The following is a 13,100-nucleotide window of genomic DNA, read 5'->3' as shown; positions in this document are numbered from 1 at the left end:
GACACCAAACTAAATAGTTTTAATTTGAAAATCTTGATCACTCCCTAACTTTTTCTTGGGTGTAGGGAGTTGTGCGGCAATCTAAAAAAATGCACAAAAAAAGAGCCGCTTCAGCGACTCTCTGTTAACTATCTTTAGTTCACAAATTCAACCTTGATCTTCTTCCCTAACGCGTGGGCAATCGCGCCTGATAAAGGGCTAAAGCACTAGCTGAACGCTCTTTATTTGCATTATAAAGATCTGCAAATTGGGGGTCTTTTAACTGTTCTTGCAAAATGTCGTTGATCTTCATCTTGGTTATCCTTCTATTTCATCACGTCCTTGAAAGAACGTATTTCCTTGCCCTTATTCAAAAACCCCCTAACAGTCTGCAGCTGTTAGAGGGGGGTCTAATATGCTTCTTACTTCATCGCACCACCAACATAACACAAACTCACAAATTTGTAATCTACTCCTAGCTGACGGCTACCACATAGTTAATGTGCTCTTGTAGCATTTGTGATACGCTATTACCTGGTCTCGGCTCATTGTAAATCAATGAGAGGAGGTCCAAGTAATGTTACATTTCGTTTTGTCTGTCTTAACAGGCGTTCTCGTTGGAGTCATTCTACGAGTTCTTGATTGGGGGCTAACCAATCATCATCGGCACTAAACCGAGACCATAGCCCGCACGCTTAACTAATAAGCGCAAAACAAAAGCCTTTCCGACGCCACATCGGGAAGGCTTTTTGCGAGGACCAAGTCCTGCTACATTTCGTAATTTTATTTTACCACGGATTCACTAGATCACCAAGTTCACAAACTAGCTTTTTGGCAAGGTTGCCCTTGATCCAATCCTTACACGTAGTTTAACACGTTTACTCGTGAACTACTCGGTCATTAATGGCCGAGCTTCTGGGAACACTGCTAACTTACACAGTAGTGACTAGCACTGCGTGCAGCGGTTACAGCTATTGACCACGGCCCGTTCCGGGCCTAAGTAATATTTTATTGGTTAGCTTGGTTTTCACTAACAACTGTATTTTACCATGCTATGCATGGTAAGGCGATTCAACACGTCCTTGAAAGAACGTGTTTCCTTGCCCTTATTCAAAAAGTCCAAGCAGTCGGTAGCTGCTTGGGCTTTTGTGTCACAAATGATATCCATTTAATTGCATAGACAGTATAACACGTTTACTTAATGGTGACCACATGGTTAATGTGCTCTAGCCAACCGTTAAACGCCGCCTCGCCCAACAAACTGATCAACCATGAACGTGAGTTGTGACTTGGCAACTGCCAAAATGCACTGGCATCAGTGGATTTTAGAACCGCCTCCACTTCTTGCCGGGTTGTCGTTAACAGATCTTGTTGCGCCGCATCAACCTGTCCCTGTTGGAAAGCAATCGTGCGACTTAGTTCCTGATCAATCGCGATCATGTCGGCGACTGAGATTGTCCCCGGTTGACCGTTACCCCCTAGCTGGGCGGTTGTAAACAATCGGTCCGTCACAGCATCTTCGTCAATATCGATCGCTGGTGTCGCTAGTTCACCGGTGCCAGTACGGGCCGTGAGGACCGCCCCATAAGCTTGTTCAAAATCAATGGTTACTTCATCTAGGTTCAACCCCTGGTGCGGTGACCGGATTGGAATGTCAGCCAACGTAGTTGAATCATCGAACTCAGTGGCCATAAACATCCAGCGTGATGGCATCGAATAACGGCCTACATCATAAATGGGACGTGATTCAATCAATCGCTGAGCTTCATCAGCGCGCTTTGCAGCTCGTAACACGAGCATTTCACCGGCTTTAAAATTCAAGAGCTCGTCGATACTCAATAAATCTTGCCCCACAGCGTTGACATTGTTATTCATGCGGTCTAGCTTACCAACAGTTGACCCCAGGCGATTAACGTTAACGGTCCGTTTACCCAAGAGTGTCGAAATATTTTTCGCCGTCTGTTCCGACTGCGTCAAAATATACATAATATTGCCACAGTTACCTTGAATGGTGGCCGCTTTTTCCTTACCGTAAACATTACTGAGCTGTTCTAAGTTTTGCACCACAATATCAAACAGCATCTGCGACCCCAAACCAATCGAAACTTTGGTATCCATCGCGTTAATCGCCGGTAAATTACCAAATTCGTCTAAAACAAAATGAATGCGCCGAAAGACTTTGCGGCCATTCAGCATGGCCATTTCGTAATTTAGATTAAACAGTTGATCCACAAAGAAGGCCACCAACGGATTATAGGCTGGATTATGCGGCGGCGTGACCATGAAGATCGCGGTGGGCCGGTCGGAATACGTAAATTCGGGTGCATCGATCTGGCTCACCAGGTGCTCCGTTTGCACTTGAGCCGTAATCTGCTTTAACACTGGTTGATGATCATATGGATCCACTTCAAGGTGGCCATTATGTTGATATTGCTTGTGCGCCTGCAGGCGAATCACACTAGGTTGAATGGCGGCCGGATTATGCGGATTGCTGAAGTCGACGACCACCTGAAAGTCCTCCGGCAACTCATTTGCAATCGGATAATCAATGTAGTCGGCCACGTCCACGATGGCATTGCGCTGTTCAATTAACTCCCCATCAACTGTGTAGATATTGACATTAGCGCCATGAAAGCGATATGGGTTAGCGCCGTTATGATCCGTTTGAAAATGTAACCGTAACCGCCGGGAAAAGCCGACGCTCGTTAAATCAATCGAGTTTTTGGACGTGAGTTGGCCCACATCTTCTTGTTGATAGAGTTTCAGTCCCTCCAGGGTTCCGGAATAAATGGACCCCGACGTCGTATCCCCAGCAAAGTTCGACTGTTGAAAGGCATCTAAGGCCATGTCACGGAACCGATCATGCGGCATTTTCAAAAAGGATTCAAAATACAGACTCAATTTACTCTTAATGCTGGTGGCTGCTTCTGGGTCATCAACTGGTGCTCCATTGAAATCTACTGGCACTTGTTGGCCACCAAGATTCGTCATCATCTTGACACAATTCCGGAGGGTGACCATTTCCCAAGCATCATTACGGCGGGCATAATCAACGAGCGCTAAAATCAATGCCGTCAATAAATTGATTGAAGAATTGGTCCAAAATTTATCCTTGTCGTTAGCTTCCGATCCTGGTTTCGAATAAACCGACGTAGCGAGTGAATTGGCATACTGTTGGACCTTGTCGTAATACCCCCGTTGCGCAAAATCAATCACCACTTGGAGCGGATTGTATGACATCGAAAAATTCATGTCCAACAAATTCAAAACCTGCACGTTATAGCCTAGCGTCCGCAAGTGAGTATAGGCCATTTGATACAACTCACCTTTCGGATCATTGATCACCATAGCGGCCTGTTGGCGGGCATTGGCCAATAAGGCCACTAAAACATTCACCAGCGTTTCCCCTTTCCCGGACCGGGTCATCCCGATGATCAACGTATTCACCGTATCTTGATCAATGTAGTAATAGCCGGCATATTGGTGGCGAGCGACTGCTTCTGGAAACAGTTTTGCTAGTCCGACCACTGGTTTCGGCAACATTTCCGGATCCATTTTATGGGCCAGCAAAATCCCCGCCACGTTGGTTCGTTTCAAGACGTGGGCGACGGGCACACCGCCGTAGCCATTAAACGATTTGATCCGGTCTGGTACCTTCGGGTACTGGCGTTTAAGTTCACTTAGCTCCGTAAAGCTGGCGTCACCGTACTCGCCATAATTGCGTTCCCGATACCGGTACCATACGCGCGTGATCAAGATCAACGTGCCGATCAAAATGGCGCCTTCGACCACCCAGCCGGATACGGGGTGTTGACTTAACACGGCCGTGTTAACAAACGCATGCCACTTAAACGCTCCGATAAACGTGTCTAACCACGCCCAGGTTATGGGCGTATGACTGCTCACCATAATCAAATAGTTCTTGCCGGCTTGAACGGCCGCAAACACTACCGTTAGGATAAATAATCCCGCCATCAGATTTACCGGTAAGCCGACACACAAAATTGCGCCTGCTAACCCAGGTGAAACGTATTTAGCACTGGTACTGTGTCGCTCTTTGGCCGCCAAACGGCGTTGTGCTTTACTCACTACAATCACGTCCTTTATTTATTGATAGGACTAGCGTAAGGACTTGGAGCGGACTGGTGAAAAGACCACAAAAAAAGAGCAGGTCACTGGCCCCTGAAGGGCGTAACCTGCTACTTATTTTTAAAAATTTTATCGTTCACGTGATGGATTTCTAAACTGTGGCTTTATGCGAGTTTTAAGATTCTTTTTACTACCCTGACCCTTTAAATCACGGTTTTCTTCAATCGGGCGATTTAATTCTTTCTCGCGATCAGATGGTAATAACCTCATCATATTATCGAGGTATTGGGCTTCATCATCTTTAGAACTTCCATAAAATCGCATTAATTGAATTGTAAATTCAGCTCGATCTAAATCATTGAAGGGCAACGCTAAATAATTGCCAGTAGCTAAAGTCCCATATGCCTCATTAGCAGCGATCAACGCAGTTCTTTTATTTCCATCTTGAAAAGGCTGTAACTTAGCTAAGGTGGCAAATACCTGCCATGCGTCTCTTTCAGTATGGGCAGAAACCTCATATTGATCAACCACACGTTGTAAATCAGCACGCGTAACTATTTCTGGTGGAAAGTAGGCATCATGACCATGCGGATCAGTCACAACCGAAATTCGATCATCTTCATTGTACATTGCATTGCGTAAATGCCCTGGCCATTGCGGTTCTTCATCAGAAGGACTATCAAACTCTGTATTAATCGCAATAATGCCATCAACAGTAAAGCCAACCTGCTCTGCTGCTTTTATACCCTTAACGGCATCTTGAAAAATCGCAATATCGTCCTCATTCTGTCGTAAAGGTTCGGTTGAATTAAGGTCTAATGCTTTTTTAGTTTGGGCAACTGTACTCCCATATCCATTTAAGCTTCCTAGCGAAGTAATAAACCGTGCTAACGCTGTATTATCAGTCATGAAGTCACTCTCCTTCCTCACTTATACGCAAATTTACATTAACTATTTAAGATAAAATATTACTGATAGATCATTTGTTGATACATTTAACCACTTTCTGTCCTGTGTAGATCCCTGTACGCCATAAGTCGCTATTAGGGGATATTCACCGGACTTGTCAATCGAAGCATCTAGTGATAAAACCTCATTGTTTTCAGTACACAAGATATAACCTTGCTTTGATCCATCATTTGTACGTACCGGTTTTAAGGAAAATAAAGTCGCTCCTTTTTTATCTGTATAAATTGGTTTTTTTAAAGAATCCAGGCCCAAATAGCCTCCAGAAATTCCAGAAACATTTACTAGATAAGTCTCATCAATATTAATTTTATCGGTCCCGTCTAGCTCAAATTTAATCTTCAGATCTGCCAAAGATCCTTTCCAGGTCTGATAACGTGGGTTTTCCCCTCCCGTTATTGATAGTTTACCCATTTCACCTAATACCAAATTTTTTAACTTATATTCTTTATTAGCTAAAATCGGTTCATTTTTCTGAGTATAAACAATATCATTATTAAATCCTAAAAGCTCCGAGATATTATTTTCAGTTATCTTGAAAGACTGTATCAGCAAATCATCCTGTAAGCTTTCTACTTTTAATTCTATATTACCGGTAGTTGCATCTGATAAATCAGCCCCGTTTATAGGTGTACTAATGAGCAAACGTTGATAATGCGTATCCCAAATCTCAACAATTTCATCAGATATATGATACGCCAACGATTGCCATCCCATCAAAGTTGGTATTTCATATTCATCATCGATTTCGCTTGCGACCGTTAAATGCACTCTGTCTTCTGATAAAATAATTTCGATATTGCCACAATCAATTTCTAGCTCCATTGTTGGGTTACTATGAAAAATCAGTTCCATATTAACATCGCTATGAAATTTTGAACTAGTAATATTTCCAGAAAATCCAGTATTTTTGTCAAAACGAAAACTTTTACCATTGTCGCAACTGATTTCGTCAAACACTATCTTTCCAATCGGCGTCATTTCATCATCACCAAGATATGGCGTCAGTATAGTTGGAGTTTCCGCATTATCAATAACCAATTTTAACATTCGATCATTATTTAAAAGATTCGGGTTGCGATAATCAAACTGGTCGATGTTCAACAAAAAGGCTGCTACATCATATACAACTTCCTCTATTGGGATTTCATCATGAGACTTGATGGAATTAACAACTTGATCCATATAATCATTATACATAAGGATCTCAGACCATGAAGATAATTTCCGTTCCGCTTGACTTGCAATACTGTGCAATTTAAATAAGAATTTATCTAGTTTATTCCCGCTATACGCTTGCTTAACCAATCGTTCAATCGTCGACACATGTTGTGTTAGGATTTGATATAGTAAACCCTCAACTCGCAGTGCTCTTGAATAACGTTTAGCGTACCATTGATAGAATAAATATGGCTTTAATTTCATAACATCGGTTGGTACTGTCTTAGAGAGTTGCACCTCATCATTTAAACTAAACAAGACAGATAATTCGCCATCAATAACTAACGCCTGAATATTTTTGTTATAAACTGTCTGCAAGACCCCGTTAATCCATTCAGGACAATTATATTCAAAAGCATCAGCGTCATTTACATCTATTTCACTTTGTAACTCATTTTCAATTACAGTGAGTAACTGTCCCGCCACAGTATCATCAACATTACTTAAATTTGATAACATTTGAGCCAAAGAAAAACTAAATGTAAACATCTTGTCATTAGCATCTAAAGCCTCTTTTAGCTCCGTTGTAGCTTTACTGCCAGCTAAATTACCGGTGCATTGCACTGCTGGTATTACTAATTCTAACGTTGGGTTATCGACCTCTGAAATTTCTGTAATAATTGGTTTTGGTGTTATTAAAACAAGTGGCACTATTTCTACTTCACTCGTATTCGAAATTAATGGCAGTTTAATTTCCAAGATTTCGCTAGAAGGAATTTGATCAAGTACATCATGCGGCATCGTTTCAACATCTAATATGCTCTCTTCTTTCGAAAAAACAAAATCATCAAAATAATTTTCCGCTTTCATTCCATCACACACATCATAAAGATCATACTTTTTGTTCGTGTTAGGTTTATAAACAATCGTCTTGAGCGGCATTTTGGTTACCATTTGAGGTACATCATTAGTTCTTAAATCAATTAATGCGTCCGGCCCTGTACAATACATCATTAAGTCGCCGTATTTATCACTTTGAGGAAAAACATCAGTATATAAATTCTTTGTCCATATATTTAAAATATCTTTTAGCGCGAACGTGTATTTCAGATGAAGCAGTTCCGTATACTCCGTATTAACAGTTATAGCATCTATCCGACTTTTCCCTGTAGAGTAGGCATCTCTAACTGTTGAAAATTTATCCTGAAAAAAATAATACGGCTGCAATCGAACCATGTTAGCTCCTGATCCTCCTTGAGCTAACAAATCCTCAATTAATACATGATGATATTGGCCTTTTACGTCTAATTCGTAAAAAGGGTAATAGATTTGATTTAAACCTAATCCATATAATCTGAATAATGCTTTGGTTAGCAGACAAATCAAATTGTCAGCTACTGATTCTTTTTCACCTGTTCCTACGTTTTGCATGGTTATATCGGGATTCCAAAGCAACTCAACCATTGATCCTAGACCATTAGCTGCATCAGTTACCGAGCGTGAATACACTTTGTTGCCATTTAAATTGTTACCAGGACCCCAAATAACAATATTTGCTACTACATCATGTGTATGTTTTCCGTTCTCAAGACATTGCAAAGTTGTATTCGAAGCCTTATCATCTTGCGGTAATGGAACCGCTCCCGAAATGGCTGCCAAAAACTGTCCACCTGATGGTCGCTTTGCAATTTCTTGAAGAGCTGTTTCTAACTTTGTTAAAAAACTCGACTGCTCATCTGCGTGCGTTAAATAGTCTTTATCATATATCCCAAATTGTTCTGGATTTTCAATTTCATTAGCATCTTCAATAGGCTCAGCAGTGTATCGTGAAGGAATTGCCCAAATATTCGGACACACTTCATATGCTGATGTTGTAACGGCGTCATCTGTACCATACTTCACTCGAAAATATCTAATATTTTCTTTTTTCATAAGAGGCGCAAGACGAAGAAACTCGGTACTAAAGTACCGAGTTTCTTCGTCTTGCGCTACTCACCTCTTTTCGTAATTTAATTAATTTGCTTAATGCCATTAATTAAAAATAGTTAACGCATAAATTTTGGTTCCTAAGCAAACATTACTAAGTTCGTTATTAGTAATCTATTTTTCTGTCCAGCCTGGATCTTCGGGAACAAAACCCCACATAACTTTTGCTAATCTATCTGGTTTAGTTGAATTAACAAGATGATCGTAAGTGAAACTAAATGTAGGTAGATATCTATCGATATAGGGTCGCACTTCCCCCAAAAACCAAAGACGCTTATTTGTTCCTCTATATGCTTTCCATTCGTCAGCACCAATTCCAACTATTCGATTATAGTACGCATGCATATAATTAATTTCTGGTGCGCCAGGAGCACGTTTCAAAAAACTTAATTTAAAAGTTTCAGCGTATCGCATATGATTTTGATCCGTAACAGCCAATAATGGTAGTGCAGCTTGCCACCAGAAAGTATTATCTCTAATTGCAAAATACGTTGATCTGCCACTAAATTTTATGAAAAATTCATCATCAGGTTCGACATAACGTTTATCATCTGTATATTTATATTCTAGCTCGATTTTTATCCCTTTATATAGATAAGGAAAACGTCTGTTGTTCTCCGTAAACATACCAGTTCTAGTCAATTGCAATGGTACTTCATCTTTAAATGAAGAATCTCGCAAAAAAGCGCACTTTAAATAATATGTTTTATTATATTCTAATCTTTCGCCCCAATAGTCCTTGGGAACTTTAGATATTTCATTATAATAAACACTTCCGACTTGATTATCCGTAAGAGCATAGTCATAAAAACTAACATTGTCAATTAGGTAATCTTGATTTAAGGTGAAAAATGTTAAAATGGGTTGTTTAATAATCCCGTTTTGCCGTTCTATTTTCGTATTCGTGCCCACATTTGATCCGTTTAAATAAAGTTTAACTTTGGTACTTTCATGTGACACCATTATATGGGTCCACTGATTATATGCCATGTTGTTAGCACGCATCGATCCGCTTTCAAAAACGTTATTTAAAACATCCAAGCGGAACCCACTAGTACCCGTACTTAATCCTAGTTCTTTAACTTGTCCACTTTCCGCTCCCAATTCACATTCCAAAAACTTTTTATCATTTGTTGTGTTCGTGCCTTGACGTGGCATGCGAACCCAGAAACCAACAGTATAATCTCGCTTTTTTGAAAAATTGGAGCTTGTTGAAAAGTCCGGTTTTGCGGCTAAAATCAACGCCGCTTTTTCGCCAGTTTGATCGCCTTTTATTCTGATTACACGATCTTCGCGTCCAATTTCTGACACTGCCAGATTACCATCAGCTATCGCATCAAATTTGCCATATAAATCTTTCAAAGACGATAGCGCAGCGACGTCAAGATGTACAAGATTACCAAAATGGCTTGTTATGGTATCTAGTTGTGCCCCATACTGATCGGCGCTTTGAGTTACTTCTGCTACTCTTTTATTAAATAAATCCAGAACTTTATTAAGTGATGCAGAACCATTAAATGTATCAGCAATTTTAGCTTTGTATCTTTGATAAGCAGGTGTCCCAATAATTCCATCCTTGTAACCTTTCTCAAGAAAATCGGAAAAATATTTTTCAGATTCTTCACTATACGTTTCGATGGTTTCTTGAATTTTAGGCCACATAATGTGGGTGAACATCTGACCCGCATTATACATATTAGCTACCATACTATTATGTTGAAAAGTAGCTATTATTTTAGGAAACGATGCAAATATCTTTTCATTTGCTGCAGCGATTTTACGTTGATCATCTTCGCTATAACCATTATGTTTTTGATCGTAGGTCATAACACGTTTAATGGTTAAAAGCACATTAGATAGTCCGTTGGCTGCAATATAGCTTTCATTAAGCAATCTATCTGCAACATTCATGTCCCACTGACCATACACGTTAAACAAATAATCATTAATATCATTTTTATATTTATCTATGAAATTATTCATAGTCGTAGTATAGGCTTCTTCTTTTTGCAAAATTGGATACATGGTATTAATGGCTAATGACGCAACGAACAATTGGATATTTGCTCCTGCTGACCCATCACTAGCGAATAAAGAAAATGCGTCTATTTCTGCATTTGCTGTTGCCTTTTCATATTCACCCTCGGACGCATTAGTATAGGCACAATAGAAAGGAATAAGCATCATAAAATCTTGAGCAAATTTTGTGTAATTAATCTTTTTTACACGAATGCTGTCTACAATGTCTGAAATAACGATAGCGGACCATGCCGCCCAGCCCAAATATCCCAAACCAGCATTAACCCCAGCAATCACTTTATCCATTGCTTTAATCTTCGGTGCATATACTTCACTTTCTGAATCGAGGGCTCCCATGAGATCACGATTAAAAATTGGTCGTTCTTCCTCATCTGGTGACAACATAATTCCATTGATCATTGCACCAATGGGCTCATCCAGAGTGAACTCACCTCCAATTACATTATGATCATCAAGAATATAATCAGGCCTATCAAAATCAGAAGATAATTCAAAAATATCATTTCCCAAAGAAGCAGTAGGCACATGATTTATTTCTAGATCATTGGGAACATCTTCTGCTACAAGACTTTCGACTCTGTCTCTATCAGTATCAACTTCTGAATCTTCATTAAGAGTCGTTGACTCTATTTCTGAAAATTCGGTGTCTTCAACCACACCATGATATGTCATATCATTGCATAAAATACGTCTCAAAAATCCTCTCCGCCGATAAGTTCGACCTGTAACCTGTCTATTCACAACAGGTAACGGCGTATAGAGACGTGTATCTTGACTAACTAACCCAACGTTAACATTAAATATAGTATCGTCTAGGAGATCCACAAAAAAGACCGCTGCATTTGCGTAGTCTGATGCTATTGCATAATATTGTCTCGTACTGATATTAAGTTCGGTTGCCAACATTTTTTCAGTTACATCAAAAGCGTCTTTTACGTAACTTCTTATAGCCCCTGGCCCAACATTAAACCTTCGTTTCGTCCAATTATAGCTAATTCCATACGTAGTATTGATCACATCAACAAATGCTGGGCTTAGTGGCACCTGATAATACTTTGATAGTTCTGTCTCAATTTGCTCTAAAGCACCTTTAAACTCTGCTCTTCCACGCCTTGCTGGCTCTCCAGTGAATAATTTAGTAACATACTGATTCGCTTGTTTCCTACCTTTAGCTAAATTACTGGATACAGTATCGCGATTAAAGGTTAAAAGTTCTTCAAATGGTACTTCCATTTTTTTCAAATTAGGCTCATCTGCAGTGACCCGATTCACCCTTTTTGACCACTGAGGTGATGCAGGAGGAACAGGCGGATTTAGTGCTAGTCCTTCATCTATAGGCGTGCTCAAGCCACGTAAATCATGCATAACATGAATTAATTCATGCAATAATGCTAAAGCAGGATTTTCAGCAAATTTGGCAGGTGTCTGACCAGGATAATTAACAACATCACTAGAGATGAATGGATCTATCTGTACGATTCCGTATGATCCTAATCCCGGTTTTGTTACACGAGCAGTTGCTTCGTAAGCCATAGTAAGACTCTCCATTGAGTTTGGTGGCATGATAATTACACTTGCTCTTTTATAACCGACTGGCTGAATTCCCCCTGGAATATATACTTCAAGAGAATTATTCAGATTATTGATCCGCCCAAAACGAGATGACGCCGGATCAACACTCCCGATGAAAGGTTCAAATTTAAGTCGTCGAAAGAGTGTCTGTAACGATGGCGAAGACGTCAATTTATTTTCGTAGTACTTAAATATTTTTTGTATTCCTACTAAATAATCTCTCTCTTGTTCAGCCCTCGACTGTTGTTGAAAAGTACCATTGAGCCTGTTACTATCCCAATAATCAGTATCAATTTGTGTTTGATCAGCCTGCGGCGCTGGTCCCACATTCTGTTTGCTTACCGATACATAAATCCCCTCACAAATTTCGTAAACATCAAGTAAAACAGTACTGGTCGTTAAATCATTCACATTTTGAGGATCTGGATGTACTATGGTAGTTCGAGTATTAAAATGATGGGCATTATTGATATCAGATATTGTCGGATTTGCAATTGAAAATAATGGTTCATTAAATGGAATATTAAATAAGTCTAAATCATGCATAATAGTTGTTCAAAGAAGAAAAACGGTGCAAAAAATATCCATTTCTCCCTGAGCCACTCACCTCTTTCCTAAGTCATTGATCCAGTACGATTCTTTAGCTATATACTCTTAATGGCGAAATTGAGTAGTGCATTGGAACATAATTTCTTTAAAATTTTGCTGCATTCACGTAAAAATCAGGCTTGCCTAACGTTAATCAGGAGTAATTATCGAATACTTTCTGGTTTATAAACTGAGGCGTCAGTCACTAGACATGCCTACGTCCATAACTTTAACCGATGCTGCTTTCTCTCCATCATTAATTAATTCAACCATATTAAGACTTCCTCCATTTTTCACACCATTTATCCATGCTTCCTCCGTTTTAGATACTAATTTTATCTTCACCTCTGCCATACCTTCAGCGGTAGTTATGAATTTAAAATCCCATTGATATAAACTATTGCTCCAATCAGCAACCATATCTTTTATTGAATTGGGCATTGTACCTACCCAATTTTCATTCTCCATCTTTTGCAAAAAACTACCGTTAGAATTACTTATTAATCGATATAATCCATCATCTTCATCGCATCCTACCAGCCATTTGGCTCCGGGATTATCCTTTCTATCTGCCGGGGACCAAATTGATTCTAATTGACCATCTGAATCAAGTACGTAATTTCCATCCTCTGTAAAGATGTTTACACATTTATATTGCATCAACAGGGGACGTATTAAAGCATTTGTAAGCACAGTTATTCCTCCTCTTACTAAATATC

Annotated in this window: 6 protein-coding genes; all 6 read right to left on the bottom strand. The window is 39.7% G+C overall.

Going from position 1 to position 13,100, the window contains the following annotated elements; all coding sequences use genetic code 11:
* Nucleotides 1–166 precede the first annotated feature (166 nt).
* Nucleotides 167–292, bottom strand: coding sequence for a hypothetical protein (locus ACKTR5_RS07620; protein ID WP_407880494.1), 126 nt, complete (start codon nucleotides 290–292; stop codon nucleotides 167–169).
* A gap of 881 nt (nucleotides 293–1,173) precedes the next feature.
* Nucleotides 1,174–4,068: a VirD4-like conjugal transfer protein, CD1115 family gene (locus ACKTR5_RS07615; RefSeq protein ID WP_407880492.1), complete on the bottom strand. Its 2,895-nt coding sequence runs from the start codon at nucleotides 4,066–4,068 to the stop codon at nucleotides 1,174–1,176.
* A 129-nt stretch (nucleotides 4,069–4,197) separates the two neighbouring features.
* Nucleotides 4,198–4,977, bottom strand: a complete 780-nt coding sequence (locus ACKTR5_RS07610; protein ID WP_407880490.1) for a Fic family protein — start codon at nucleotides 4,975–4,977, stop codon at nucleotides 4,198–4,200.
* 42 nt (nucleotides 4,978–5,019) lie between these two features.
* Nucleotides 5,020–8,127, bottom strand: a complete 3,108-nt coding sequence (locus ACKTR5_RS07605) for a hypothetical protein (protein ID WP_407880488.1) — start codon at nucleotides 8,125–8,127, stop codon at nucleotides 5,020–5,022.
* 168 nt (nucleotides 8,128–8,295) lie between these two features.
* Nucleotides 8,296–12,339, bottom strand: a complete 4,044-nt coding sequence (locus tag ACKTR5_RS07600; protein ID WP_407880486.1) for a LamG-like jellyroll fold domain-containing protein — start codon at nucleotides 12,337–12,339, stop codon at nucleotides 8,296–8,298.
* A 240-nt stretch (nucleotides 12,340–12,579) separates the two neighbouring features.
* Nucleotides 12,580–13,074 (bottom strand): hypothetical protein, encoded by a 495-nt coding sequence (locus ACKTR5_RS07595; protein WP_407880484.1) that lies wholly within the window; start codon nucleotides 13,072–13,074, stop codon nucleotides 12,580–12,582.
* Between the last annotated feature and the right edge of the window lie 26 nt (nucleotides 13,075–13,100).

The organism is Furfurilactobacillus entadae, from assembly GCF_045862745.1.
GTDB lineage: Bacteria > Bacillota > Bacilli > Lactobacillales > Lactobacillaceae > Furfurilactobacillus > Furfurilactobacillus entadae.
Note: the sequence above shows the minus strand (reverse complement) of the source record. Positions and strands in the feature narration are given on the sequence as shown.